Here is a 23,939-nt window from a genome sequence, read left to right on the forward strand (position 1 = left end):
CTCAGTGATACCCCGTGGCAGGCTCGGCAGCCATCGACGTTTTGACACGACCCCGGCTGGGAATACACCCCCGCGATATGACAACACTGCCTATTGGCGCTCAGCCCAAGCTGCCCGATGCCCGCGGACCTGTTTCGGCTGCGGTCATCGAACTGCTCGCCGAGTGCGCGCCGCGTACCCACCTCGAACCGGTCGAAGCACGATTGCACGACTCCGACCCGTTGGGACTCGACCTTCAACTGGCGCTCTACGTGTGCTACGAACTCCACTACCGGGACTTCGTCGGGGTCGACCCGGCCTGGGAGTGGAACGCCGGTCTGCTGCATCTTCGTTCGCGCATGGAACATGCCTTCCTCGCGGCGATTCGCCGCGAGGTCGGGACCATCGAGGCCGACGCCACACCGGCCACGGAGATGGACCGCCTGTCGACCGAACCGGCGGACGGCACCGGACCCAGCTACCACCTGCGCGATCACGGGACCTGGCAGCAGATGCGCGAGTACTTCGTGCATCGCTCGGTGTACCACCTCAAGGAAGGTGACCCGCACGCGTGGTTGATCCCTCGGTTGGGTGGGCAGGCGAAGGCGTCTTTCGTGGCCGTCGAATACGACGAGTTCGGCGCCGGTTCGGGAAGCCAAGTGCACCAACAGTTGTTCGCCGATCTGATGACAGCAGCGGATCTGGACAGCGGCTACCTGGCCTACCTGGGTGCAGTGCCCGCGGAGGCCTTGATCGCGGTGAACCTCATGTCGCTGTTCGGCCTGCACCGCCGGTTGCGGGGTGCGGCGGTCGGGCATTTCGCGGCGACGGAGATCACCTCGTCCCCGGGTTCACAGCGATTGGTGGCCGCGCTCCACCGGATGAGGGCGCCCGAGGCATGCGTCAAGTTCTACCGCGAGCATGTGGAAGCCGACGCTGTCCACGAGCAGGTGGTCCGCACCGAGGTCATCAACAGCCTGCTGTGCAGCGAACCGACCCTGGCCGATGACGTGGTGTTCGGCATCCGCGCCTGGGAGGTCGTCGAGGACCGGCTCGCCTACTGGATGATGAAATGCTGGACGTGCGGGCGTAGTTCGCTACTTCGACCGCTCGACTGAACGTCGCGTCTTGCGGTGGCTGGTATCACACAGTGGGTAGTTCTTCGACCGCCGGCACGCGCAGATCGCGACCATGAACCGGGAGGACTCGACGGTGCGGCCGTCGGGCGTCTCGATCTTGACCGGCCCCTCGACCAAGATCGGCCCGCCGGCCACCACCCGCACCGTTCTGAACTCGCTCATCGCTTCTCCGCCCTGATGACCGCCAACAGCTCGTGGCGGCGGCCCTCGGTGAGCTGACCAGACGCCTCCAGCGCATCGGCATGCGCCGACAATACTGGACCAAACGGAATAGACTGCACAGCAACGATTTTCGTATCCATACCAGCTTCACGTAGCAGTGTCACCGACTTCCCGATGTCCGAGAACTCGGATTGGACCAGCAGCGCAACCCCGTCATCGCTCAGCATTTGCGGCACTGTCGCACACAAAGGGTCCAGGACGAGCCGTCCGTCCGCTCCGCCATCCCACGCAGTCATCGGGCCCGCCCACGGCGGAATCGAACCGGTGTCGACCTCGGCGCCCGACGGGACGTAGGGCGGATTACACACCACGAGATCGAACGGTTCGCATTCCAGGGCCTGAGTCCACGAACCCAGCCGAACCTGGACCTCCACGCCGGCAGCCAACGCATTCCCGCGGGCGCAGCGCACCGCGTCGGGACAAATGTCGAACGCGGTGACCGAACGGGCGCCCAGTTGGGCTGCCGCCACCGCTACCACTCCGCTGCCCGTGCCGAGGTCGACAACGCTGCGCCCCTTGAGCGGAGCGCCGCCGGCGAGCACGTCGATCAGCAGCTGGGAATCCTCCTGCGGCGGGTAAACACCGTCGAGGGCAAAAGCTGTCATCTCATTCCTTTCGCGTGGCCCTACCTCCGGTACCCGCGCTCAGCCGACCACAAACGCCGATGATCCAGATAGACCGGCTGATAACCACTTTGGCCGCCGGGGAATGAGCCCACGTTTGATCGCGGGGGCAATCGGGAATACGGGCCGTGCACGCAACGGCGCGTGCAATGACCAATCCACTCCAGTAGCGGAAAGGTAAGTATGACCGAGAAGAAGTCAGGTCCGCAGGAAGCAGTCAGGGGCGTCGTCGAAGACGCCAAGGGCAAGGCAAAGGAAGCGGTCGGTACGGTAACCGGGCGCGATGACATGGTCCGTGAGGGTAAGGCCCAGCAGGACAAGGCCGATGCCCAACAGGACGCCGCCAAGAAGGAGGCAGAGGCCGATTCCGCACGAGCAGGTGCGAAGGCGGCCGAAGAGCGCGAGCAGGCCCATCAACGGCCGTAGGCGCGACGATGGCCCAGCCGGTACGGCTGGGCCATCGCCATTGGGACAAGCCATTTTTCGTGAACTCAAGCGCGTCAGCCTGATCTGGCCAGCATGGACAGCGCCAGGGTGAGCGCCAGCAGGGTCAGCGCCATCAACGTCAAGGCAGCGCGCTGCCAGTCGCGCCAGTTCTCTCCTCGGCGCGACACCTGGTAGGCCCGTGCGAATGCACGGATGCCACCGACCAGCAGCACCGCCGGTGCGGCCAAAGCCAGCAGGGAACGCTCAGACGCGCCGCATGCCATTCCGCCGGCCGTCGCCCCGGCACATGTGCTGAGCCATGCAGCCGCCGCTATCAGCAATGCGGCCCCGGTGCCCGCGGCCGTGAACCCGAACCGCGTCGCGGCGCGCGCGTCGGTCTCGCCATGCACATCGCGCGGCCCGAAATGGGCCCAATTGTGGAACATCTCAGGCGTCCATCACGCTGTGGCGGTCCACCATCGTCGGATGCCCGGATTGCCGGGCACAGTGCGCGCAGCAGTACATGATTCCCGACGTCTCCACGCCGTGGCCCAGGATTCGACATCCGCACGCGGCGCACTCCGGTGCCACCCGGACGGCCGCGCATTCGAGACTGTCAAACGTCTCGGTCAGGCCGTTCCAGCTCACCGTGAACGCTTTGTCGTAGTCGTTGCCGCAGGTGGCGCAAATCGCCATATCGCCTCCCGAGATTTCCGCGCGCGTGTCGCGGAAGCGACTTCCCCGAAACCCGGCGGGCTAAACCTCCCGATCGACCCGTAGGTGGGCGGTGAGCAGCAGGCGGTCGAAGACGATGCGGTTGGGAAACGTCTCGCTGTAGTCGAGATGAAGAAAGTCGTGCGCGATCTGCTCGGCCAACGCACGCAGTTTGGTGTTGGTCTCCTGCGACCGCCATTTCAACAGTTCGAACGCGGCGTCGGCGTCGATCCGGTACAGCACCATCAACATGCCCTTGGCCTGTTCGATGGCGCCGCGGGCTTCGGCAAGCTCGGCCACCGTCGCAGTGACCAGCCGTTCCTGCGCCGCCGCGAACGACTTGGTGACGTCGACGTAGAAGCCGTGAGTGCCGACGACGGAGGCGTCGTCGCCGAACATTTGATCTCCCACCACCACGACGTAGTGGACATTGCCTTCGGTATCGAGGATCCGGTGTCTCGTGCTGAACGCGCCGCCGGTCCGGCGGATCTGGTCGAGGGTGGCAGCCACCTGCCCGTAGTCCTCTGGGTGCTTGTGCGACAGAACGAGTTCGGTCGTCGGCTGCGCCGTGCCCGGTAAGTATCCGTGCATCCGCTCGACCTGCGGCGACCACTCCCAGCGTTCGTCGGCGAAATAGAAACGGAACCAGCCGACACGCTGCGGTTCGCCGCCCGCGAGCGCATGCTCGATGGGGGACTCGACGTAAGCCGGATTCGGATCATCCGTCATATGACGAAATTACCCGTTCCCCGACCGGTCTCAACGGCATCGATCTGTCAGTGCCGGGAACTAGCGTTCGGTGCGTGAGTCGGCTGAGGTTCAAGCTCTATCTGGCGGCAGGGGTGGCGTGCGCCGCGGCGTTCCACCTGTACGGCGCCAGCCCAGGCGCGAGCATCGGGGCAGGAGTATGCCTGCCGCTCGCGCTCACGATTGTTCCCCGCTTCCTGATCGCCGCCGTGGCAGGCGCGAGCACCGCGGGCGAACGCGAGGACACGACCAGCGAGATGAGCGGACTGGAGTTCGAGGACTACGTGGCGCGCGTCGCCCGATCCTGCGGCGTGCCGGTCATCATGACGCCTCTCAGCGGAGACTGGGGCGTCGATCTGATCGTCGGGCACCGACCCAATCGTCTTGCCGTTCAATGCAAACGGCAGTCCCGCCCGGTCGGCGCAGGCGCTGTCCAGGAGGTGGTCGCGGGGGCGCCGATGCAGGACTGTGCCAGGACAATGGTGGTGACCAATCACGAGTTCACCCCGGCGGCACGCAAGCTCGCCGAGCTACACGGCTGCGAACTGGTCGGCGGGGCCGACCTGCCCAGGCTGAAGTCGGTGATCCGCCGGGCCACCGTGCAATAGAGCGGCTCGTCGTCAGTCCGCGGACTTCTGCTCGGTGTCGCGCACCTTGTCCTGCAGCAGCATGGTCACAGCCTGGGTGAGTTGTGAAACCTGTTCGCGCAGTTCGCGTATCTCGGCCTGCTGGCGGTCGATCTCGTCCTCGGCGCTGGGCTTGGCGGGCTCCTCGGCCGGCTGCGGTGTCGGAGGCGCCGCAGGCTCCGCTGCGGGGGTCGATCCGGCCACCGACCCGGCAACGCCCAGAGCGACATTGACCGGAGCGCGCAGCACCCCGGCCAGCATGTCGATGCCGCCGGGGATGTTCTTCACCTGACGGCTGACCACCTGCGCGAGCACCTCGTCAGTGCGGTCGGCGCCGGTGTTGTGATCGCGCACCACAACACGCACGCCGGACTCGAGCAGCTGCGCCAGCTCGTCGAGTGTGGTGAACCGGCGCCGCACGGTGTCATACAGCTTGCGGTTCGCGTAGCGCTTGATCACGTGGTCATCGGACATGGATCTCATCCTGACTCATAGTCGTGTCCCGAACGCATCATTGGCGCAGGGGCGCGTCAGCCCCTACGCCAAGATACTTCTTGTCACTTACCCTTGCGGATCCGCGCGAGCTTCTCGACCTGATCGGTCAGGTCGGCAACCTTGCCGCGCAGGCTGTCGATGCTGTCGCTGTCCGGCACGATCCGGTCACGCACGTCACCGACACGGTCGCGGGCGGACTTCTCGACGTCACCGGCGGTGTCGAGCAGGTCGTCGACGATGTTCTTGGCGCTGTCGATGACGCTGGACAGATAGCTGGTGAGGTGGGCTTCGGTGGTGGCCGACTCATTGGCGGCGGACTTCTTGGAGGCGGTCTTAGTGGCGGTCTTGGTGGCCATGGTCGGCTCGCTTTCTGATCGGGTTTTTCGGTCTTGTTTGCGTTTCTTACGCACCACAAAAGTTACGCGGCGCAGAAATATTACGCAATGCGTTGTGATGTACATCACTATTGCTGGGTGCGTAAACTTGCGGTCCGACAGCTCATACGAGGGCCCAAAATGCCCTTTAACTGCAACAACGCCTTCTCAGCGACACTACCGCCGCACCGGAACACGCCCAGCCGTCTGCTACGCACTGCGTCATAGCGCGGGCAATGTGCGTTGCGTCCAGATCGACGTCGCCGCTACCGGATCGCCGCGCGCACTTCCTGCACCGCGGCGTCGATTTCACCGTGCGCCACCGTCAACGCAGGCCGGAACCGCACACTATGACTGCCGCTGGGCAGCATGATGACGTGCCGGTCCCACAGCCGGCCGATCAGCGCATCCCGCTCGGCGGGCGTCGGCAGACTGAATGCACACATCAACCCTCGCCCGCGAGGATCGAGCACCAGATCCGGAAAATCATGCGCCAGCTCATGCAGTCGGCCGAGCAGATAGCGGCCGGTCGACGCGGCGCGGTCCAGCAGCCCGTCGCTCTCGATGACTTCAAGGATGCGCCGCGAGCGGACCATGTCGGCCAGGTTGCCGCCCCACGTGGAGTTGATCCGCGAACTCACGGTGAACACGTTGTCGGCGACTTCGCTGACGCGGCCGCCCGCCATGACGCCACACACCTGCGTCTTCTTCCCGAACGCCACGACATCGGGAGTCACACCCAATTGCTGGTAGGCCCAAGCGGTCCCGGTGATCCCGCACCCCGTCTGAACCTCGTCGAAAATCAGCAGGGCGTCGAACTCGTCGCACAAATCGCGCATCGCGGCGAAGAACTCCGGGCGGAAATGCCGGTCCCCGCCCTCCCCTTGGATCGGCTCGGCCAGGAAGCACGCGATGTCGTGCGGAGCCGCCTCGAAGGCCACCCTCGCCTGACGCAGCGATTCGGCTTCCAGCTCATCCATGTTCGCGTCCGGCCTCAGGTATGGCGCGTCGATGCGGGGCCAGTCGAACTTGGGGAAGCGGGCCACCTTGTTGGGATCGGTGTTGGTCAGCGACAACGTGTACCCGCTGCGCCCGTGAAAAGCCCCACGCAGGTGTAACACCTTGCCGCCCAACGCCGGATCGATACCGCGCGCCTCGTTGTGCCGGCTCTTCCAGTCGAATGCCACCTTGAGTGCGTTCTCGACGGCCAGTGCGCCACCGTCGACGAAGAACAGGTGCGGCAGGGCCGGGTCACCGAGAACCCGGCGGAAAGTGTCGACGAAGCGTGCCATCGGCACGCTGTAGATGTCGGAGTTGCTCGGCTTGTTCAGCGCGGCCTGCAGCAACTCGGCATGGAACGTCGCATCGTCGGCCAGAGCCGGATGGTTCATTCCCAGCGCCGACGACGCGAAGAACGTGAACATGTCCAGGTAGCGCTCACCGGTGGTGGCATCCACCAGATACGAACCCACCGACCGGTCCAGGTCGAGCACGAAGTCGTAGCCGTCGGTCAGGATGCTGCGAGCGAGGACTTCGCGCACACGACCGGGCGTGATGGATGTCAGCACGGCAGTCATGGCGCCATTTTAGCGCGATCTTTACGTTTGAGCTGGTTGACAACCGGAATAGTTACGGAATGTAGTTCCGTCCGGTGTAAAATGTCTGAAGAATCACGGTACTCCGGGTGCGCACGTTGGCCGCAGTCCTGATCCGTTGCAGCAAGTCCTCCAGCGCCCGCGCTGACGCGACCCGCACCTGCAGGATGTAGCTCTCCTCGCCTGCCACCGAGTGGCACGATTCGATTTCGGGGATGCTCTCCAAGCGGGCGGGCGCATCATCGGGTTGAGAGGGATCGAGAGGAGTGATGGCCACGAACGCCGAGAGCATGTTGCCCAGCGCCTCGGGGTTGAGCCGCACCGAATACCCGGTCACCACCCCGCGCGCCTCCAGCCGCCGCACGCGCGCCTGCACCGCCGACACCGACAGCCCGGCGACCGAGGCCAGATGCGCAAGCGTGGCCCGGCCGTCGGCCACGAGCTCACGAACCAGGATCCGGTCGATCCCGTCCAGAGGTTGTTCGTCCGGTTCACCCATGGCCCGCACTGTAACCCCTTGACCCCGATCCGATTCCGGGCAGATCAGAAAGGCGCACGATGACCACGACCGAACGCACCGAGTTGCCCACCGCCGATGACCTGCGCCTGCAGGTGCGTCAGGCCTTCGAGTCCATCGGCGCAACGGTCACACTGGGCCCGCCCGGAGCCCATCCGGCGAGGCTCCCCGCCAGTACACCGATCACCGGCGACGTGCTGTTCACCATCGCCGAGGACACTCCCGAACGAGTCGATGCAGCCATCGCGGAAGCCGCACAAGCTTTTTCGACGTGGCGAACCACACCCGCACCGGTACGCGGCGCGCTGGTGGCCCGGCTCGGTGAACTGCTCGTCGAGCACAAGGGCGCACTTGCGGCGCTGGTTACCATCGAGGCCGGGAAGATCGTCTCGGAGGCCCTCGGCGAGGTGCAGGAGATGATCGACATCTGCCAGTTCGCCGTCGGGCTGTCCCGGCAGCTCTACGGGCGCACCATCGCCTCCGAACGGCCGGGCCATCGACTCATGGAGACCTGGCACCCGTTGGGCGTCGTCGGCGTCATCACCGCCTTCAACTTCCCTGTCGCGGTGTGGGCATGGAACACCGCCGTCGCGCTGGTGTGCGGCGACACCGTGGTGTGGAAGCCCTCCGAACTGACGCCACTGACCGCCATCGCCTGCCAGGCCCTGATCGAACGGGCAGCCTCAGATGTTGGAGCACCGGCGTCGGTGAGCCGACTGGTTCTCGGCGGCCGGGAACTGGGCGAACGCCTCGTCGACGACCCGCGGGTGGCGCTGCTCAGTGCGACCGGCTCGGTGCGGATGGGCCGGGAGGTCGGTCCGCGGGTGGCAGCCCGGTTCGGCAAGGTCCTGCTGGAGTTGGGCGGCAACAACGCGGCCGTGGTCACCCCATCGGCGGATCTCGACCTGGCAGTACGCGCCATCGTCTTCTCCGCCGCGGGTACCGCCGGGCAACGGTGCACCACCCTTCGCCGGCTGATCGCGCACAGAAGCGTCGCCGACGAATTGGTGTCGCGGATCGTCGCGGCCTACCGAAGTCTGCCGATCGGCGCACCGGGAGCCGACGGCACGCTCGTCGGCCCGATCATCCATGCGCGTGCCTACCGCGACATGGTGGGTGCGCTGGACCAGGCCCGCGCCGACGGCGGTGAGGTGTTCGGCGGAGAACGCCACGACATGGGTGATGAAGCCGCGTACTACGTGGCACCCGCGGTGGTGCGGATGCCCGCTCAGACCGCCGTGGTGCACAACGAGACGTTCGCTCCGATTCTCTACGTGCTCACCTATGATTCCCTCGACCAAGCCATCGCGTTGAACAACGAGGTGCCGCAAGGTCTTTCATCGGCCATCTTCACCACCGATGTACGCGAGGCCGAGCGGTTCCTCGCCGCCGACGGATCGGACTGCGGTATCGCCAACGTGAACATCGGCACGTCCGGTGCCGAGATCGGCGGCGCATTCGGCGGCGAGAAACAAACCGGCGGCGGCCGGGAATCCGGATCGGACGCCTGGAAGGCCTACATGCGCCGCGCCACCAACACCGTCAACTACTCGTCAGAGCTTCCCCTGGCCCAGGGCGTGCACTTCGGTTAGCGCCCGGTCAACCTTCGGGTTCGCACTCGACGTCGACATAGACGGTGGTGAACCGCGGCGCGGCGACCTGCGTGCCGACCGGCACCCCGTGTACGCCGGTCACCGTGCATTGTGACAGCGGCACCCCGTTGGCGCCGTTGACCTGAACCGAGTAGCCGGCTTCGGTCAAGTCCCGCACCACATCCGGGGCCTTCATGCCCCCGGTCGGTGCCGCCACGGCCACCCCGGTCAAGCCCACCACGGCGAACGCGGTCGCAGCCAGTGCACATATCGATCTGTTCATCTCCGGACCTCCTGCACAAGTCCCTCGACAATCGATATGCGCGACGGTTACAGCGTCCTCACGCCGGTTGCGCCGGCGGTGCGGGCGCCAACACCTCGATGACACCGTCGTGCTCCCGAACATCGAAGTGCGGCAACGGTTTCGGAGCAATCGGCAATTGGTGGGTGAGCACCTGACCGGCAGGTGAGAACGAGGTGACGTGGCACGGGCACCGCAGACTGTCGGCGGAGTCGTCGAACCACAACTTGCATCCCTGATGCGTGCACACCCCGGACACCGCTTCCACGCGGCCCCCGGCAGCCCGCCGCACGAATCCCGACACGGTTCCCAGATCGAACGGCAGAACCGACCCCTCGTTCAGCTCTGCACTTCTCGCCACCGGCAGCCAGGCACCGTCGTTGGGGACCAGCTGGGAGCTGTCGGCCTCGTGCGAGTCGGTCGGGGCGCGCCGCCCGGTGACCACATGATCGATGGACACGGCGGCGACGGCGGCGGTGGCCGCCGCGGCGGTGCCGACGATGACCTGCCGACGCGTGGCCGACGCCCCCTGCCGAGCGGCGGCCGGCTCCTCCGGCTGCTCGTGGGAAAGCTGTTGGGCGATACGGCTCTTGAGGCCGTCGACAAACTCCGGCCTCGGCTCGTCGGCACCGGGTCGGGCTGCCCGCAGCTCGATCGCGGTACGGATCTGCGCAGCCTCGAAGTCGTCGGCGGGGAAGGACTCCGGTCGCCGGCCGGCGAGTAGATCGTCGACGTATTTGCGTACCCCGCGCCTGGTCACGGTGCCCCTCCCTCGTTGATCTGAGCTGCCAGTCGCAGCGCGCGGTGTTGCAGGACCTTTGCGTTGGCGACGCTGACCCCCATGTCGTTCGCCGACTCCCGCACCGAGCGCCCTTGCAGGAACCGCAATTCCAGCACGCGCCGGTACTGCGGCGGCAGTTGGGCCAGCACACCGGCCACGCGTTGCGGCGCCGTGCTGCTGACCGCTTCGTCGTCCGTGGCGGCTTCCAGGGCGTCGATGTCGTCGATTGCGGTGATCTCCCGTCCCATGGTGGCCCGCCAGTGCGCGGCCAGCACCGTCCGGGCGGTAGCGCGCAGATATGACCGGACCTCGGCCACGCTGGCCGTGAGCCGCAACGGCCGCAACGCGGCCAGGAACACTTCCGAGGTGAGATCCTCGGCGTCGGCCCGGCTGCCCAGCCGGGCATAGAGCATCCGGTACACCCACGTCACGTTGTCGTCATACACCGATTCCCAGCTCGGGTAACAGGCATCCGGTACCAACCGCAGCTCGGGTCGGTCACGTTGGGCCGACATCGAGTTTCTCCGCATGTCCCTGCATGGATTTCTGCGCCGTCACCGGCCTTCCGCCTTTCGTCGTGCGGGAGCTCCGCACACCTAGGTAGGAGGGTGGGTTACATGTGACCGCGCACCACACTCGTCAAGCATCCTCCCGAGGCGGTCTGCGAGAGCGGAAATCCACCGGCCCGTGTAACCCCGATCGCTATCTCGTGGTGACCGTTCTGCACCGTTTTCCAACCGGAGGTTCCGTCATGTTCCGACGATCCCGAACAAGCGCCGTCGTCGCCGCCGCGGTGATGACGGCGGCCGCACTGGCGGCGTGCTCGAATACGCCGTCGGCGACACCATCGTCGGCGCCGCCGACGGTGAACTTCGGCGCCAACGGGGGCACCTCGGTCGGTATGGCCCCGATGCAGGGCATGGCGCCGATGAACCCGGCGGCACCCGCGGCCCCTGCGGAGGCACCGGCAGACACGTCGTCGGCGCCGGTGTCAGGTACAGCGGTGAGCATCAACAACTTCGCATTCGTACCAGCCACCCTGACGGTGCACCGCGGCGACACCGTGACGTGGACCAATCACGACGAGGAACCACACACCATCGCTGCCAACGACGGCTCGTTCCACTCCCCCGGCATGGACGCCAATGCCACCTACACCTACACGTTCACGAACGCAGGCAATTATGACTACATCTGCAGCATCCATCCGTTTATGCACGGAACCGTGGTGGTGACGCCATGAACGATCAGCAGGACGCAAACTCCGACCCGCAGGGCATGACCCGCCGGCAGCTGATCCGCCACGGCGCCTGGTTCGGCGCCGCGGTGGGGCTCGCCGTCGTCGGCGGTGAGGTGATCTCACATGCCGCCGCCCAGCCCACAGCCAATGTCGCGCGGCCGACACTGCGCTTCGCCCAGGTCAGCGACAGCCATATCGGGTTCACCGGCAGTGCCAACACCGATGTGGTCGGCTCCTTCGGCCGGGCCGTCGATCAGATCAACGGGCTCGGCTACACACCGGATTTCGTCATCCACACCGGCGACCTGACGCATCTGGCCACCCCTGCTCAATTCGACCAGGTCAAGCAGATGATGCAGGGCCTCAAGACACCGCACGTGTTCACCGTGCCGGGAGAACACGATTCCGTCGACGACGCGGGCCAGAAATACCGGTCGGTGTTCGGCGCGGGCACTCGCGGCGACGGCTGGTACAGCTTCGACATCGCCGGCGTGCATGTCATCGGTCTGGTCAACACGCTCAACCTGAAGAAGCTCGGTCACCTCGGACCCGACCAGCTCGAGTTCGTCGAGAAGGACGTCGCGTCGTTGTCGGCGGACACCCCGATCGTTGTGTTCAGCCACATCCCGTTGTTCGCGATGTACCCGGACTGGGGCTGGGGCACCGACGATGCGACCCAGGCGCTGAGCTACCTGCGCCGGTTCTCTTCGGTGACCTGCCTCAACGGGCATGTCCACCAACTGTTCTCGAAGACCGAGGGCAATGTGACGTTCTACAGCGGGACCACCACGGCGTATCCGCTGCCGCATCCCGGCGACGGCCCGGCACCCAAACCGGTGACCCTGCCCGCCGGGCGGCTGCAGGATGCCCTCGGCATCCGGGAAGTCACCTACACCAAGGGCAACACCGCGCTGGCGCTCAAAGAGGAGAAGCTGCAATGAAATTGGATAATGTCGTCGCCAGAGTTGCAGTCAACCTCGGGATCGCCGCCGGGCTGCTGACCAGCGCAGCCAGCCACGCCTATCTGTACCTGCACGGGTACCAACACATCCCGGCGATCGGCCCCGGATTTCTGGTCCTGTCATCGGTTTTCGGGGCGCTGGCGGTCCTGATCGCAGTCGGTGGACCGGCGTGGCTGCGGCTGGCCGCCCTGGTCGGGGCGGTCGGCGCGATCGGTGCATTCGGGCTGTCCCGTTCCACGGGGCTGTTCGGTTTCGTCGAGTACGGCCTTCAGCCGGCTCCGCACGCGCTGATCAGCCTGGTTTCCGAGGTGGTCGTCGTGCTGTTGGCCGGATGGTCACTGCGGGACCTCGTCGAGATCCCGGCAGATAACCCATTCCGACAGAAAGTCCGGTAAGCAGATGGGATGCACATCGAAGACCGGGTAGCGATAGTCACCGGCGCCGGCTCGGGCATCGGGCGGGCGTTGGCACACGCGCTGAGTGCGGCGGGAGCCCGCGTGGTGGTCGCTGACATCGACCATCCAGGAGCCGTGGAGACCGCGGAGCTCATCACCGGTTCCGGCGGTGCGGCGCTGGCGGCCCGCGCCGACGCCGCCGCAACCGCCGACATCGAGAACCTGGTCGGACTGGCCGAGAGCGACTTCGGGCCCGTCGACATCTACGTCGCCAACGCCGGAATCATGGGCGCACCAGGGCTGGGCGCCGACGCGGACTGGGACGTCATCCTCGACGTCAATCTGCGCGCTCACATCCGGGCTGCGAACGTCCTTGTGCCCCAGTGGCAATCTCGCGGTACCGGCTACTTCGTCTCGGTCGCCTCGGCGGCCGGGCTCTTGTCGCAGATCGGCACCGCCGGTTACACCGTCACCAAGCACGCGGCCGTCGGGTTCGCCGAATGGCTGGCGATCACCTACGGCGACGACGGCGTCGGGGTGAGCTGCGTCTGCCCGCTGGGGGTGGACACCCCGCTGCTCAACGCAGTCCGTGCGGCAGCCGACCCCGACACCCACGCGAGCGCCGAAGCCGTGGTGCGATCCGGTGCGGTGATCACGGCCGACGAGGTGGCGGCGGCCACCGTCGACGCCATTCGCGCCGACCGGTTCCTGGTGCTACCCCACCCGGAAGTGCTCGACATGTACCGCCACAAGGGCAGTGACTACGACCGGTGGATCGCGGGCATGCGCCGCTACCAGAGGACACTGCGCAGCACGTAGGCGTGCCGAAGGTTAGCCTGCGCCGATAGTGGGTAGCGCAAGTGACGGCATGCGACGCACAGCGGTGGCCGCTACCGCGGCAGGAGGAGAGGACCTCATGGATCTTCGGAAGGCGGCCGTGAGCGCTGCGGAAGCGCTGGCGCAGACCGTCGCGGGTGTGTTCACCCCGGCTCCTGCGTCCGCCTACCCGACCATGAGCAAGCTCGGCAGTGAGCAACCCCTGTGCAACGCCGACGGGACCGTCGGCACCGAGTGGAGGATCAGCGCTCTACAGCCCAGTGACGACCCGATGCCGTTCCCCGTCAGCGGCCGGTTGTGGAAGGTGATTGCGACGGTGACCGCGGTTCATGGTGTGACCACCCCGGTCGTGTCGGACTTCTCTGCGCGCACCGACGACGGGCAGAGCTACCCCGCGCTGCACAAGGCGCCCAGCCCGCCGGCGCTGAACCCGTCCCCACTGGGTCAGGGCGGCTCGGCAACGGGTGCGGTGTATTTCGACGTCGTCGGCCCGCCGCCGACCAGCGTCGTCTACAACAACGGCGTGCAGGACCTGCTGATCTGGTCGTGACCCGCTTCTGGCGCGCGCTCTCATCCGCCCGTCGTCTGGCCGTGCGGGGCGCGGCGCGCAACAGGCGGGATGTATTCACCGAGCAGCGTGCGATGCCACCAGATGTGCTCGTGCCGAAGCTCGTGCCAACTGCTGAAGTGGTACCGGTAGAGCCGAGCCCGCACATACTGCGGGGGTGAGTCGGGAAACGGGTTGCGCCGCAACAGACGAACGGTCGCGGCGTCGTTGTCCAACAGCAGCCGCAGGAAGGCGGGCAGCCAGTCTCTGGCATATGCCGGGGAGATCGCCACGAACCACATCAACCAGTCCAGGCGCAGATGGTACGGCGCGATCTGCGGTGGTCGGCGGTGCACATCGCCTGGCTTGCCCTTGAATTCGTATTCCAGCCACACCGTGTGTTCGGTCAGCCGGGTGTCGGCCGTGCCTTCGATGACCACCTCGTCGCGAGTGCGGCCGACGACGCCGAACGCCCCGTAGGTGTTCACCAAGTGATATCTGTTGAAGGAGGCGTTCATTCGCTGTCGGTGCGACAGCAGGTTGCGCACCGGGCGGTAACTGAGAACGACCACCGCGGCGGTGAACGCGACGACCACGCCGACGAACCAGACCGGCGGATCGGGCAGCGACGGAGACACGACGCCCACGAAGCTGTCCGGGATGGCACTGCACGCCAATACGATCGTCACCCAGTTGAGCCAGGCGAAGTTCCCGGACAACACGAGCCACAGCTGCGTCACCACCACCACGACGGCAGCCACACCGGCCACGGGCTGCGGCCCGAACAATAAGAACGGCACCACCAACTGAGCCACGTGGTTGCCCGCGACTTCGACACGGTGCAGCGGTTTGGGCAGATGGTGGAAATACCAGCTGAGCGGCCCCGGAATCGGCTGCGTCTCATGGTGGTAGTACAAGCACGTCAAATTGCGCCAGCAGCTGTCACCGCGAATCTTGATCAGGCCGGCACCGAACTCGACGCGGAACACCAACCACCGCGCCAACCACAGCACCAACACCGGAGGTGCGATGTCGTCGTTACCCAGGAACGTCACCAGGAATCCGGCTTCGAGCAGCAACGACTCCCAGCCGAACGAGTACCACGTCTGCCCGACGTTCACGATCGACAGATAGAGCACCCAGATCAGCAACCACACCGCCATGGCGGCCCACAGTGGCACCACATCACCGCCACCGGCGAGAAGGGCTGCCGACAACAGCGCCCCCAGCCAGCACGTCAACGCGAAAAACCGGTCGGAGTAATGGAGTTGGAAGATGCTGGGGGCGGCGCGGAACGGGGTGCGGGCCAGGTACCGGGGAACCGGCAGCATGCCCCGCTCACCGATGAGCGCGCGGAATTGCCGAGCGGCCGCGACGAACGCGATCAGGTAGATCGCCGCGATCCCCCGCTGCAACACCTGTCTGGCCAACCAGTATTCGGGTGCGGTGAACCATTGCATGTGTGGGCCTGTCGAGGGGCTCTTTCCATGCTAAGCACCCAGCCGTCGCGGCGGCAATGTCTGCCCGCCTGCGCCCAATTCGATGATGGACGGCGCCTATTGAGCCGCGTGCGTCGAGGCGTCGTGAGTGCTTCGAGGGCCACGGCTGCGGCGGTGGCCCGCCACCGCGTCCTGCTGCGGCTGAGACGGTTGTTCTGCTTCGAGCGCCGCATTGCGCTCTTCCAGCCTGCTGTTGTCGGACTCCAGTCGGCTGTTCTTGTCCTGTAGATCCAGGATCTGGACGATGCCGGCCAGGTTGACCCCCTGCTCGACCAGCTCGCTGATCCGCCGTAGTTGCTCGATGTCGTCGTCGCTGTACCGGCGGGTGCCCCCGGCGGTGCGTGCTGGGCTGAGCAGCCCGGAGCGTTCGTAAAGGCGAAGCGTCTGCGGTCCGATCCCTGACAACTCAGCGGCAACCGAGATCCCATAGACGCCTCGCGCCGACCGCGAAGCCTTGTGGTCCCTGGTCACGCCGTGTCTGGTGTTCTCGACCACCGAACCTCCTCACCCCATGTCGATCCCAGCAAACGTGGAACCGCCGACACGACAAGGCTATGGGTTCGGGTACAGGTTTTCCAAGCCTGTGGTGAAGCAAAATTATGATGCGCAGTTCAGCAGATCTCCCACTTGCACCAGAAGAAACATCCAAAAAATCTGTCGTGACCCTTGCGCGCACATGCCTCGAGTGGTATCAACAAAGCTATATCGACTTACATAGATTATCTTCCACAACTGGGAGGTGAACATGATGTTGATGCGCACAGATCCGTTCCGTGAACTGGATCGACTGACCCAGCAGGTGATGGGCACTGCCGCTCGGCCCGCGATCATGCCGATGGACGCCTGGCGAGACGGCGAACAGTTCATCATCGAATTCGATCTACCTGGGGTACAGGCGAACTCGCTGCATCTCGACGTCGAACGCGATGTGCTGACCGTTCGCGCTGAGCGCCCCGACGTGGATGAAAATCGGGAAATGCTCAGTGCCGAGCGACCGCGCGGCGTCTTCAGCCGGCAAGTCTTCCTCGGCGAGAATCTCGACGCGGACAAGATCGAGGCCACCTACCACGACGGTGTCTTGCGGTTGACCATCCCGGTCGCCGAGAAGGCGAAGCCACGGCGCATCGAGATCAGCCGCGACGGCCACCAGACTGCGATCAACGCCTGAGATCGTCAGGGCCGCGGCACTGTCGCCCGGCACCGACCCCGGCCGCGGCCCTGCCGGCCGATGCCCGACCGTGAGCGCGAGGAGGTGATGCCTCAAAACCCGGATATCAGACATCGACAGTTCCGCAGTAGTACAGATCTTCGGTAACGCCGTGTCGCCCACACTGATTGCGACGAAAAGACAGCGGCTGACGCGCTCAACGCGCACGCACCGCCACTGATCGTGGCCCGCTCAAGGTGGACCGCGCGGCAGTTATCGAGCCGGGGTGGGCGCGTGGGATGCGCATCCGCGTCCACCCCGGCACGACGTGTCGAATTGCGCGCCGTCGAGCCGTATCACGTTGCGTGACACACGAAGTTCGACACCGAGATTCCCAAGCGAGAGGGGGTGCGAGATGTACGAGACCACAGCCGTCGGGTTCGAGCCTTCTGCCGTGATCGATGAGGCGGCAGCGATTGTGCAGGCTGAGTGGATGCGCCTCATGGCCGACGAACGGTCGGACCGGGCTGCAGCGTCGTACATGGAGCTGCCCGCCGCCAGGACGGTGCCGACCCATCTCGGTGTGCTCACTGCGCAACATCGAAACGGCCTGTCGGACAATGCATTCTCCTGGGGACATGCTGAATCGACCCGACGGCGCGCCAACAACGTGTGGGCCACCCAACGCTCACCCCCGGCTTCGGACGGGGCGTCCTTCGTCAACGTAACCCGGGGCCGGCGCGGACAGTCGCTTTGCGATGTCGCCGGCCCCTTCGTTGTATCGGCCGGACATCGGTACCGCCATCGGGTCGCCCGACCGCCGAAGTTAAGCTGGCCGGGTGGGTGCCGAGGCGAGACGACGTCTCTCCCCCGCCGATCGGCGCAGTGAGCTGTTGGCGTTGGGAGCCGAGGTGTTCGGCCAGCGCCCTTACGACGAGGTCCGCATCGACGAGATCGCCGAGCGCGCCGGAGTGTCGCGGGCCCTGATGTACCACTATTTTCCCGACAAGCGCGCATTCTTCGCCGCCGTTGTCCGCGCCGAGGGTGAGCGCCTGTTCGCCGCGACCAACACTGCCCCCGAACCTGGCCAGAGCCTCTTCGGCCAGTTGCGTGCCGGCGTGCTGGCCTACCTGCGGTACGACGAGGAACATCCGCACGGCGCATGGGCTGCGTACATGGGCATGGGCCGGGTCGATCCGGTGTTGCGGGGCATCGACGACATCGACAACGACCGGCAGGCCAACCGGATCATGGGCCGCATCGCCGAGGCGACATCCGAGCCGTTGGACGCGAAGCTGGAACGCGACCTGCGGGCCACCATCTACGGCTGGCTGGCGTTCACGTTCGAGATGTGCCGCCAACGCCTCGTCGACCCCTCCATCGACGCCGGATTCGTCGCCGATTCCTGCGCGCACGCCCTGCTCGACGCCGTGGGCCGGGTTCCCGGACTGCCCGCAGAACTGGTCTGCGCCGCCGCTCCGGAGCACCGCTGACGGCCGGTCGGCATCTCATCCCGGCTACATGTCGGTGCCACGCGGCAGTATGGACGGATGACTCCCCCCGATCCACTGGCCCGGTTCAGCGCGCTGACCCGGGAGTGGTTCGCGACCGCGTTCCCGGAGCCCACGGCCGCGCAGGCACAGGCGTGGGCGGCCATCGCCAAGGGGGACAACACCCTGGTCATCGCGCCGACGGGGTCGGGCAAGACGCTGGCGGCGTTTCTGTGGGCCATCGACCGGCTGGCCTTCGAACAGCAGGCCGGCGCCGCAGGCACGGGCACCCGGGTGCTCTATGTGTCGCCGCTGAAGGCGTTGGCCGTCGACGTCGAGCGCAACCTGCGCACACCGCTGACCGGCATCACCCGGGTCGCCGAACGCCAGGGCCTGCCCGCACCGTCCATCAGCGTCGGCCTGCGTTCCGGGGACACCCCGCCCAACCAGCGGCGCGCCCTGATCGCCAAACCACCCGACATCCTGATAACCACACCCGAGTCGCTCTTCCTGATGCTCACCTCGGCGGCCCGGGAAACGCTGGCCACCGTGCAGACCGTCATCGTCGACGAAGTGCACGCCGTTGCGGCCACCAAACGCGGGGCGCACCTCGCGCTGTCCCTTGAACGTCTGGATCAGCTGCTGGACCGGCCCGCGCAGCGAATCGGGCTGTCCGCGACGGTTCGGCCGCCCGAGGAAGTGGCCCGGTTCCTGTCGGGGCCCGCGCCGACCACCATCGTGGCTCCCCCTGCCAGCAAGACATTCGATTTGACGGTGCAGGTCCCTGTGCCGGACATGGCCAATCTCGCCAACAACAGCATCTGGCCGGACGTCGAGGAACGCATCGTCGACCTCATCGAGGCGCACCGCTCCTCCATCGTGTTCGCCAATTCTCGCCGCCTCGCCGAGCGACTCACCTCGCGCCTCAACGAGATTCACGCCGAACGTGCCGGCATCGAGCTCGCCCTCGACCACAACCCGCAAGTGGGCGGTGGCGCCCCGGCACAGCTCATGGCCAGCGGTCAGGCCAACGGCGCACCGGCCCTTTTGGCCAAGGCTCACCACGGGTCGGTCAGCAAGGAGCAGCGCGCCCAGGTCGAAGACGATCTGAAGAGCGGCCGGCTGCGTGCCGTCGTCGCCACCTCGAGCCTCGAACTCGGCATCGACATGGGTGCGGTGGACCTGGTCATCCAGGTCGAGGCGCCCCCGTCGGTGGCCAGCGGACTGCAGCGCATCGGTCGCGCCGGGCACCAGGTCGGCGAGATCTCCCAGGGCGTGCTGTTCCCCAAACACCGCACCGACCTGATCGGCTGCGCGGTGACGGTGCAGCGCATGCGGGCCGGCGAGATCGAGACCATGAAGGTGCCGGCCAACCCGCTCGATGTGCTGGCGCAGCACACCGTGGCGGCGGCCGCCCTCGAACCGCTCGACGTCGAAGGCTGGTTCGACGCGGTACGGCGCAGCGCACCGTTCGCGACGCTGCCGCGCAGCGCTTTCGAGGCGACGCTGGACCTGCTGTCCGGCAAGTACCCGTCCACCGAATTCGCCGAGCTGCGGCCGCGGCTGGTCTACGACCGTGACGCAGGCACGCTGACCGCGCGTCCCGGCGCGCAACGGTTGGCGGTCACGTCCGGCGGGGCCATCCCCGACCGCGGGCTGTTCACCGTCTACCTGGCTACCGACTCCGAAAAACCTTCCCGGGTGGGCGAACTCGACGAGGAGATGGTCTACGAATCACGGCCCGGCGACGTCATCTCGCTGGGCGCCACCAGTTGGCGGATCACCGAGATCACCCACGACCGGGTGCTTGTCATCCCTGCGCCGGGGCAGCCCGCGCGGCTCCCGTTCTGGCGCGGCGACAGCGTGGGCCGGCCGGCCGAGCTGGGAGCGGCGGTCGGTGCGTTCACCGGCGAACTCGCCGCACTGGACCGCGCTGCGTTCGACGAACGGTGCCTGGCAATGGGTTTCGCCGGCTACGCAACGGACAATCTGCATCAGCTGTTGCGCGAGCAGCGGGAGGCCACCGGCATCGTCCCCAGCGACACCTCGCTGCTGGTCGAGCGATTCCGCGACGAACTCGGCGACTGGCGCGTGATCCTGCATTCGCCGTACGGGCTGCGGGTGCACGGCCCGCTCGCCCTTGCGGTCGGCCGACGGCTGCGCGAGCGGTACGGCATCGACGAGAAGCCAACGGCATCGGATGACGGCATCATCGTCCGCTTGCCCGACGGAGGTGAAAATCCGCCGGGCGCCGACCTTTTCGTCTTCGATGCCGACGAGATCGAATCGATCGTCACCGCCGAGGTGGGCGGCTCGGCGCTGTTCGCATCCCGATTCCGGGAATGCGCCGCCCGTGCGCTGCTGCTGCCCCGGCGGCACCCAGGCAAACGCTCACCGCTGTGGCATCAGCGCCAGCGCGCCGCACAACTGCTCGACATCGCGCGCAAGTACCCCGACTTCCCGATCGTGTTGGAAGCGGTCCGGGAATGCCTGCAGGACGTCTACGACGTGCCTGCGCTGACCGAGCTCATGCGCAAAGTCGCCCAGCGCCGGCTGCGGGTGGTCGACGTCGAGACCGCGACCCCCTCACCGTTCGCGGCGTCGCTGTTGTTCGGCTACGTCGGCGCATTCATGTACGAAGGCGACAGCCCGTTGGCCGAACGACGGGCCGCGGCACTGGCACTGGACACCGTGTTGCTGTCGGAGTTGTTGGGCCGCGTGGAGCTGCGAGAGCTGCTCGACCCTGCGGTGATCGCATCGACCGCCGCCCAACTGCAGCACCTCACCCCCGAGCGAGCCGCACGCGATGCCGAAGGTGTGGCCGATCTCCTGCGACTGCTCGGCCCGCTCACCGAGGCAGAGATCGCCCAGCGCTGCACGGTCGAGATGATCGGGGGGTGGCTCGACGGTCTGCACGCCGCCAAGCGGGCGCTGCCGGTCAGCTTCGCGGGTCAGACATGGTGGGTGGCGGTCGAGGACATCGGCCTGCTTCGTGATGGCGTTGGGGTGCCGGTTCCGATCGGTGTGCCCGCGGCGTTCACCGAATCGGTCCCAGATCCGCTCGGAGACCTGCTCGGTCGCTACGCCCGCACGCGTGGTCCGTTCACCACGGCCGACGCGGCCGCACGGTTCGGGCTGGGGCTCCGCGTGACCGCTGACGTGCTGGGCCGCATGGCCGTGGATGGCCGTATGGTGCGCGGCGAGTTCGTCGCGGATCTGGCCGGCGATCAATGGTGCGACGCCGAGGTGCTCAAGATCCTGCGCCGTCGGTCGCTGGCGGCGCTGCGGGCCCAGGTGGAACCGGTGTCCACTGCGGCGTACGCGAGGTTCCTACCGTCCTGGCAGCATGTCGGGTCGTCGCACAGCACCGGTATCGACGGGCTGGCGGCGGTGATCGATCAACTCGCCGGTGTCCCCATACCGGCCTCGGCAGTGGAATCGCTCGTCTTCGGCCAGCGCGTGCGCGACTACCAGCCCGCCATGCTCGACGAACTGCTGGCCTCCGGTGAGGTCATCTGGTCGGGAGTCGGGCAGATCGGTGGCGGCGACGGCTGGATCGCTTTCCACCAGGCCGACACCGTGCCGTTGACTTTGGCCGCACCCGCCGAGATCGAGTTCACCGACACCCACCGCGCGATCATGGAAACCCTGGGCGGCGGCGGAGCGTATTTCTTCCGTCAGCTCGCCGAAGGGCTGGCCCCAGATGAGCTCAAAACCGCGCTGTGGGAACTCATCTGGGCCGGATGGGTCACAGGCGACACATTCGCTCCGGTGCGGGCGGTGCTGGCGGGCCCGCGCCGCACCGGCACCCCCGCGCACCGACAGCGGCAACGGCCGCCACGGCTGAGCCGTTACAGCGTGGCCCGCCCGCAGGCTCGGGCCGCCGATCCGACCGTGTCCGGACGGTGGTCGGCGCTGCCGGGCCCCGAACCCGACTCGACAGTGCGCGCACATTTCCAGGCCGAACTGCTGCTCGGCCGGCACGGCGTGCTCACCAAGGGCGCGGTCAACGCCGAAGGGATGCCTGGCGGCTTCGCCACGCTGTACAAGGTGCTCAGCGCATTCGAGGACGCCGGGCGGTGTCAACGCGGATATTTCGTCGAATCACTCGGTGGCGCGCAGTTCGCGGCGGCGTCGACCGTCGACCGGTTGCGGTCCTATCTGGACAGCGTCGACCCGAAGCGGCCCGAGTACCACGCGGTTGTGCTCGCCGCGACAGACCCTGCGAATCCGTACGGCGCCGCGCTGGGCTGGCCCGATGACGGCGAATCCGGCCACCGGCCTGGCCGTAAGGCCGGCGCGTTGGTGGCGCTGGTGGACGGGCAGCTCGTGTGGTTCCTCGAGCGTGGCGGCAAGTCACTGCTGAGCTTCGGCTCCGACGCCGACGCACAGCGGGCCGCCGCGGCCGCGCTGGCCGACCTGGTCAGCTCGGGCCGCGTACCGTCACTGCTGGTGGAGCGCGTCAACGGCACCGCCGTGCTCGAGCCTGGCGCCGACGACGAACGAAGCGTCGTGCAAGACGCGCTGACGGGTGCCGGCTTCAGCCGGACACCGCGGGGCCTTCGATTGCGGTGAATGAGTTGCGCTGTGACCGAATCCAGGCATGTCGGGCGCTCAGTTGCGATACGCCAGCAATCCGCCGATGGCGCACAGGGCAGATCAAGTCTGCACGTATCCTCGCCGGGAATGTTGAAGCCGCGGGCAGAGAAGCTGTTCAATAAGGAGATGCCCGAAGGCGACACCGTTTTTCACACCGCCGCGATACTGCGCAGTGCGCTGGCCGGAAAGACGTTGACCCGCTGCGACATCCGTGTGCCACAGTATGCCGCGGTCGACCTGAGTGGCGACGTCGTCGACGAAGTCGTCAGCCGGGGGAAGCACCTGTTCATCCGGGTCGGCACGGCCAGCATCCACTCGCATCTGAAGATGGAAGGCAGCTGGCGCGTCGGCTGGACCGGGGGTGGTGCACCGCATCGGATCCGAATTGTGCTGGAAACAAACGACACCCGGGCCACCGGAATCGATCTCGGTCTACTCGAAGTGCTGGACCGCGACCGCGACATGGACGCCGTCGCACACCTCGGCCCCGACCTGCTGGGCACCGACTGGGATCCGCGCACCGCGGCGACCAATCTCACGGCCGACCCGGACCGGGCGCTTGCTCAGACGTTGCTCGATCAGCGCGTGATGGCAGGCGTCGGCAACGTCTATTGCAACGAGCTCTGCTTCGTGTTCGGTCGTCGCCCCACCACCCCCGTCAGCACCCTGAACGATCCGCTTCGAGTAGTGCAGCGGGCCCGGGACATGCTGTGGCTCAACCGTTCCCGCTGGAATCGGACCACTACCGGCGACACCCGAAACGGCCGCCAACTGTGGGTCTACGGCCGGGCGGGTGCACCCTGCCGGCGGTGCGGCACTCCCATTGAGACGGACAGCGGCGGCGATCGCGTGACGTATTGGTGCCCCAGCTGTCAGACGTAAACGCCTGCGGACGCCAGGCGTCACTTGTGGCGGGTCACCATTATACGGACAGCGCACGAGCCAATCATGTTGTGCGCCTGCCCCTGTGGATGAAGTACAGGTTGTGGATAACTGGTGTGCGGGGTGACGGAGCGCGGTAGAATTCGAACATGCTTGCGAACACTGTCGTCGACCGGGAAGCGGTCCTGGCGGTGTTCGACGAGTACGAGG

28 protein-coding genes are annotated in these 23,939 nt (G+C 66.6%); 13 read left to right on the forward strand and 15 right to left on the reverse strand.

Annotated features, from left to right (window positions below; genetic code table 11):
- Nucleotides 1-77: 77 nt before the first annotated feature.
- Nucleotides 78-1,097, forward strand: coding sequence for an iron-containing redox enzyme family protein (locus BST13_RS29500; RefSeq protein ID WP_083168550.1), 1,020 nt, complete (start codon nt 78-80; stop codon nt 1,095-1,097).
- Here the strand turns inward: BST13_RS29500 and BST13_RS29505 are convergent.
- Together BST13_RS29505 and BST13_RS29510 are read right to left on the reverse strand one after the other, a co-directional pair.
- A complete protein-coding gene (locus tag BST13_RS29505; protein ID WP_083168551.1) occupies nt 1,077-1,280 on the reverse strand; it encodes a CDGSH iron-sulfur domain-containing protein in 204 nt (67 codons plus the stop codon). The two genes, BST13_RS29500 and BST13_RS29505, sit on opposite strands and share 21 nt — an antisense overlap.
- A complete protein-coding gene (locus BST13_RS29510) occupies nt 1,277-1,945 on the reverse strand; it encodes a HemK2/MTQ2 family protein methyltransferase (RefSeq protein WP_083168552.1) in 669 nt (222 codons plus the stop codon). Before BST13_RS29510 ends, BST13_RS29505 begins: the two co-directional genes overlap by 4 nt.
- Before the next feature lie 201 nt (nt 1,946-2,146).
- Between BST13_RS29510 and mbp1 the strand changes: the two genes are divergently transcribed.
- On the forward strand, nt 2,147-2,389 hold the full coding sequence (gene mbp1, locus BST13_RS29515) for a microaggregate-binding protein 1 (RefSeq protein WP_083168553.1): 243 nt from the start codon (nt 2,147-2,149) through the stop codon (nt 2,387-2,389).
- A gap of 74 nt (nt 2,390-2,463) precedes the next feature.
- On the opposite strand, the gene BST13_RS29520 is transcribed toward mbp1, so the two are convergent.
- The 3 genes from BST13_RS29520 to BST13_RS29530 are packed head-to-tail and all read right to left on the reverse strand — an operon-like array spanning nt 2,464 to nt 3,832.
- Nucleotides 2,464-2,835 carry a hypothetical protein gene (locus BST13_RS29520; protein WP_083168554.1) on the reverse strand — a complete coding sequence of 124 codons (372 nt, stop codon included), beginning with the start codon at nt 2,833-2,835 and terminating at the stop codon, nt 2,464-2,466.
- A gap of 1 nt (nt 2,836) precedes the next feature.
- On the reverse strand, nt 2,837-3,085 hold the full coding sequence (locus BST13_RS29525; protein WP_083168555.1) for a hypothetical protein: 249 nt from the start codon (nt 3,083-3,085) through the stop codon (nt 2,837-2,839).
- A 60-nt stretch (nt 3,086-3,145) separates the two neighbouring features.
- On the reverse strand, nt 3,146-3,832 hold the full coding sequence (locus BST13_RS29530) for a PAS and ANTAR domain-containing protein (protein ID WP_083168556.1): 687 nt from the start codon (nt 3,830-3,832) through the stop codon (nt 3,146-3,148).
- 74 nt (nt 3,833-3,906) lie between these two features.
- On the opposite strand from BST13_RS29530, the gene BST13_RS29535 reads away from it, so the two are divergent.
- Nucleotides 3,907-4,458, forward strand: a complete 552-nt coding sequence (locus tag BST13_RS29535) for a restriction endonuclease (RefSeq protein WP_083168557.1) — start codon at nt 3,907-3,909, stop codon at nt 4,456-4,458.
- Between the two features lie 12 nt (nt 4,459-4,470).
- Here BST13_RS29535 and BST13_RS29540 read toward each other — a convergent pair whose 3' ends face one another.
- The 4 genes from BST13_RS29540 to BST13_RS29555 all read right to left on the reverse strand — a co-directional run bounded on the left by BST13_RS29540 (nt 4,471) and on the right by BST13_RS29555 (nt 7,439).
- On the reverse strand, nt 4,471-4,950 hold the full coding sequence (locus tag BST13_RS29540) for a polyhydroxyalkanoate synthesis regulator DNA-binding domain-containing protein (RefSeq protein WP_158087211.1): 480 nt from the start codon (nt 4,948-4,950) through the stop codon (nt 4,471-4,473).
- Nucleotides 4,951-5,033: 83 nt separating this feature from the next.
- A complete protein-coding gene (locus BST13_RS29545) occupies nt 5,034-5,327 on the reverse strand; it encodes a hypothetical protein (protein WP_083168560.1) in 294 nt (97 codons plus the stop codon).
- A gap of 284 nt (nt 5,328-5,611) precedes the next feature.
- On the reverse strand, nt 5,612-6,922 hold the full coding sequence (gene lat / locus BST13_RS29550; RefSeq protein ID WP_083168562.1) for an L-lysine 6-transaminase: 1,311 nt from the start codon (nt 6,920-6,922) through the stop codon (nt 5,612-5,614).
- Between the two features lie 52 nt (nt 6,923-6,974).
- On the reverse strand, nt 6,975-7,439 hold the full coding sequence (locus BST13_RS29555; protein WP_064945715.1) for an Lrp/AsnC family transcriptional regulator: 465 nt from the start codon (nt 7,437-7,439) through the stop codon (nt 6,975-6,977).
- Nucleotides 7,440-7,498: 59 nt separating this feature from the next.
- On the opposite strand from BST13_RS29555, the gene amaB reads away from it, so the two are divergent.
- Nucleotides 7,499-9,049, forward strand: a complete 1,551-nt coding sequence (amaB, locus tag BST13_RS29560; RefSeq protein WP_083168563.1) for an L-piperidine-6-carboxylate dehydrogenase — start codon at nt 7,499-7,501, stop codon at nt 9,047-9,049.
- Between the two features lie 7 nt (nt 9,050-9,056).
- On the opposite strand, the gene BST13_RS29565 is transcribed toward amaB, so the two are convergent.
- From BST13_RS29565 to BST13_RS29575, 3 genes are read right to left on the reverse strand one after another with little or no spacing between them, the layout of a single operon-like run.
- A complete protein-coding gene (locus BST13_RS29565; protein ID WP_083168564.1) occupies nt 9,057-9,332 on the reverse strand; it encodes a hypothetical protein in 276 nt (91 codons plus the stop codon).
- A gap of 58 nt (nt 9,333-9,390) precedes the next feature.
- Nucleotides 9,391-10,110 (reverse strand): QcrA and Rieske domain-containing protein, encoded by a 720-nt coding sequence (locus BST13_RS29570; RefSeq protein ID WP_083168566.1) that lies wholly within the window; start codon nt 10,108-10,110, stop codon nt 9,391-9,393.
- Complete coding sequence (locus BST13_RS29575) at nt 10,107-10,646, reverse strand: RNA polymerase sigma factor (RefSeq protein WP_083168567.1); 540 nt, start codon at nt 10,644-10,646, stop codon at nt 10,107-10,109. The genes BST13_RS29570 and BST13_RS29575 overlap by 4 nt, the downstream gene beginning before the upstream one ends.
- Nucleotides 10,647-10,882: 236 nt before the next feature.
- Here BST13_RS29575 and BST13_RS29580 point away from each other — a divergent pair, with 236 nt between their 5' ends.
- From BST13_RS29580 to BST13_RS29600, 5 genes are all read left to right on the forward strand, one after another.
- On the forward strand, nt 10,883-11,374 hold the full coding sequence (locus BST13_RS29580; RefSeq protein ID WP_083168569.1) for a cupredoxin domain-containing protein: 492 nt from the start codon (nt 10,883-10,885) through the stop codon (nt 11,372-11,374).
- Nucleotides 11,371-12,312: a metallophosphoesterase family protein gene (locus BST13_RS29585; protein WP_083168570.1), complete on the forward strand. Its 942-nt coding sequence runs from the start codon at nt 11,371-11,373 to the stop codon at nt 12,310-12,312. Before BST13_RS29580 ends, BST13_RS29585 begins: the two co-directional genes overlap by 4 nt.
- On the forward strand, nt 12,309-12,728 hold the full coding sequence (locus BST13_RS29590) for a hypothetical protein (RefSeq protein WP_083168572.1): 420 nt from the start codon (nt 12,309-12,311) through the stop codon (nt 12,726-12,728). The genes BST13_RS29585 and BST13_RS29590 overlap by 4 nt, the downstream gene beginning before the upstream one ends.
- Nucleotides 12,729-12,737: 9 nt before the next feature.
- Nucleotides 12,738-13,547, forward strand: a complete 810-nt coding sequence (locus BST13_RS29595) for an SDR family oxidoreductase (protein ID WP_083168573.1) — start codon at nt 12,738-12,740, stop codon at nt 13,545-13,547.
- 97 nt (nt 13,548-13,644) lie between these two features.
- A complete protein-coding gene (locus BST13_RS29600; protein WP_158087212.1) occupies nt 13,645-14,115 on the forward strand; it encodes a DUF1942 domain-containing protein in 471 nt (156 codons plus the stop codon).
- Between the two features lie 20 nt (nt 14,116-14,135).
- On the opposite strand, the gene BST13_RS29605 is transcribed toward BST13_RS29600, so the two are convergent.
- Together BST13_RS29605 and BST13_RS29610 are read right to left on the reverse strand one after the other, a co-directional pair.
- Nucleotides 14,136-15,572 (reverse strand): lipase maturation factor family protein, encoded by a 1,437-nt coding sequence (locus BST13_RS29605; protein WP_083168576.1) that lies wholly within the window; start codon nt 15,570-15,572, stop codon nt 14,136-14,138.
- A gap of 96 nt (nt 15,573-15,668) precedes the next feature.
- Entirely contained in the window at nt 15,669-16,082 is a 414-nt protein-coding gene (locus BST13_RS29610) for a heat shock protein transcriptional repressor HspR (RefSeq protein WP_083168592.1), read from the reverse strand.
- A 274-nt stretch (nt 16,083-16,356) separates the two neighbouring features.
- On the opposite strand from BST13_RS29610, the gene BST13_RS29615 reads away from it, so the two are divergent.
- The 4 genes from BST13_RS29615 (at nt 16,357) to nei2 (ending at nt 23,729) form a co-directional block, all read left to right on the forward strand.
- Nucleotides 16,357-16,779, forward strand: a complete 423-nt coding sequence (locus BST13_RS29615; RefSeq protein ID WP_281254773.1) for an Hsp20/alpha crystallin family protein — start codon at nt 16,357-16,359, stop codon at nt 16,777-16,779.
- Nucleotides 16,780-17,597: 818 nt separating this feature from the next.
- Nucleotides 17,598-18,251 carry a TetR/AcrR family transcriptional regulator gene (locus BST13_RS29625; protein ID WP_083168580.1) on the forward strand — a complete coding sequence of 218 codons (654 nt, stop codon included), beginning with the start codon at nt 17,598-17,600 and terminating at the stop codon, nt 18,249-18,251.
- 57 nt (nt 18,252-18,308) lie between these two features.
- On the forward strand, nt 18,309-22,823 hold the full coding sequence (locus BST13_RS29630; RefSeq protein ID WP_083168581.1) for an ATP-dependent helicase: 4,515 nt from the start codon (nt 18,309-18,311) through the stop codon (nt 22,821-22,823).
- Between the two features lie 150 nt (nt 22,824-22,973).
- The gene (nei2, locus tag BST13_RS29635) at nt 22,974-23,729 is read left to right on the forward strand and encodes an endonuclease VIII Nei2 (RefSeq protein ID WP_083168595.1); all 756 of its coding nucleotides are present in this window, start codon (nt 22,974-22,976) and stop codon (nt 23,727-23,729) included.
- Between the two features lie 20 nt (nt 23,730-23,749).
- Here nei2 and BST13_RS39510 read toward each other — a convergent pair.
- The coding region (locus tag BST13_RS39510) for a hypothetical protein (protein ID WP_211296208.1) at nt 23,750-23,939 on the reverse strand (190 nt) is incomplete at its 5' end.

Origin of the sequence: Mycobacterium aquaticum (assembly GCF_002086485.1) — a bacterium.
Taxonomy (GTDB): Bacteria; Actinomycetota; Actinomycetes; order Mycobacteriales; family Mycobacteriaceae; genus Mycobacterium; species Mycobacterium aquaticum.

What these genes read in the sequence shown, in the direction of transcription:
- BST13_RS29565 (WP_083168564.1), bottom strand. Translation starts at nt 9,332, where the DNA reads ATGAACAGATCGATATGTGCACTGGCTGCGACCGCGTTCGCCGTGGTG.
- BST13_RS29525 (WP_083168555.1), bottom strand. Translation starts at nt 3,085, where the DNA reads ATGGCGATTTGCGCCACCTGCGGCAACGACTACGACAAAGCGTTCACG.
- BST13_RS29555 (WP_064945715.1), bottom strand. Translation starts at nt 7,439, where the DNA reads ATGGGTGAACCGGACGAACAACCTCTGGACGGGATCGACCGGATCCTG.
- BST13_RS29590 (WP_083168572.1), top strand. Translation starts at nt 12,309, where the DNA reads ATGAAATTGGATAATGTCGTCGCCAGAGTTGCAGTCAACCTCGGGATC.
- BST13_RS29600 (WP_158087212.1), top strand. Translation starts at nt 13,645, where the DNA reads ATGGATCTTCGGAAGGCGGCCGTGAGCGCTGCGGAAGCGCTGGCGCAG.
- BST13_RS29510 (WP_083168552.1), bottom strand. Translation starts at nt 1,945, where the DNA reads ATGACAGCTTTTGCCCTCGACGGTGTTTACCCGCCGCAGGAGGATTCC.
- BST13_RS29580 (WP_083168569.1), top strand. Translation starts at nt 10,883, where the DNA reads ATGTTCCGACGATCCCGAACAAGCGCCGTCGTCGCCGCCGCGGTGATG.
- BST13_RS29585 (WP_083168570.1), top strand. Translation starts at nt 11,371, where the DNA reads ATGAACGATCAGCAGGACGCAAACTCCGACCCGCAGGGCATGACCCGC.
- BST13_RS29575 (WP_083168567.1), bottom strand. Translation starts at nt 10,646, where the DNA reads ATGTCGGCCCAACGTGACCGACCCGAGCTGCGGTTGGTACCGGATGCC.
- BST13_RS29615 (WP_281254773.1), top strand. Translation starts at nt 16,357, where the DNA reads ATGATGTTGATGCGCACAGATCCGTTCCGTGAACTGGATCGACTGACC.
- BST13_RS29630 (WP_083168581.1), top strand. Translation starts at nt 18,309, where the DNA reads ATGACTCCCCCCGATCCACTGGCCCGGTTCAGCGCGCTGACCCGGGAG.
- lat (WP_083168562.1), bottom strand. Translation starts at nt 6,922, where the DNA reads ATGACTGCCGTGCTGACATCCATCACGCCCGGTCGTGTGCGCGAAGTC.
- BST13_RS29505 (WP_083168551.1), bottom strand. Translation starts at nt 1,280, where the DNA reads ATGAGCGAGTTCAGAACGGTGCGGGTGGTGGCCGGCGGGCCGATCTTG.
- amaB (WP_083168563.1), top strand. Translation starts at nt 7,499, where the DNA reads ATGACCACGACCGAACGCACCGAGTTGCCCACCGCCGATGACCTGCGC.
- BST13_RS29540 (WP_158087211.1), bottom strand. Translation starts at nt 4,950, where the DNA reads ATGTCCGATGACCACGTGATCAAGCGCTACGCGAACCGCAAGCTGTAT.
- BST13_RS29500 (WP_083168550.1), top strand. Translation starts at nt 78, where the DNA reads ATGACAACACTGCCTATTGGCGCTCAGCCCAAGCTGCCCGATGCCCGC.
- BST13_RS29530 (WP_083168556.1), bottom strand. Translation starts at nt 3,832, where the DNA reads ATGACGGATGATCCGAATCCGGCTTACGTCGAGTCCCCCATCGAGCAT.
- BST13_RS29545 (WP_083168560.1), bottom strand. Translation starts at nt 5,327, where the DNA reads ATGGCCACCAAGACCGCCACTAAGACCGCCTCCAAGAAGTCCGCCGCC.
- nei2 (WP_083168595.1), top strand. Translation starts at nt 22,974, where the DNA reads ATGCCCGAAGGCGACACCGTTTTTCACACCGCCGCGATACTGCGCAGT.
- BST13_RS29605 (WP_083168576.1), bottom strand. Translation starts at nt 15,572, where the DNA reads ATGCAATGGTTCACCGCACCCGAATACTGGTTGGCCAGACAGGTGTTG.
- mbp1 (WP_083168553.1), top strand. Translation starts at nt 2,147, where the DNA reads ATGACCGAGAAGAAGTCAGGTCCGCAGGAAGCAGTCAGGGGCGTCGTC.
- BST13_RS29595 (WP_083168573.1), top strand. Translation starts at nt 12,738, where the DNA reads ATGCACATCGAAGACCGGGTAGCGATAGTCACCGGCGCCGGCTCGGGC.
- BST13_RS29520 (WP_083168554.1), bottom strand. Translation starts at nt 2,835, where the DNA reads ATGTTCCACAATTGGGCCCATTTCGGGCCGCGCGATGTGCATGGCGAG.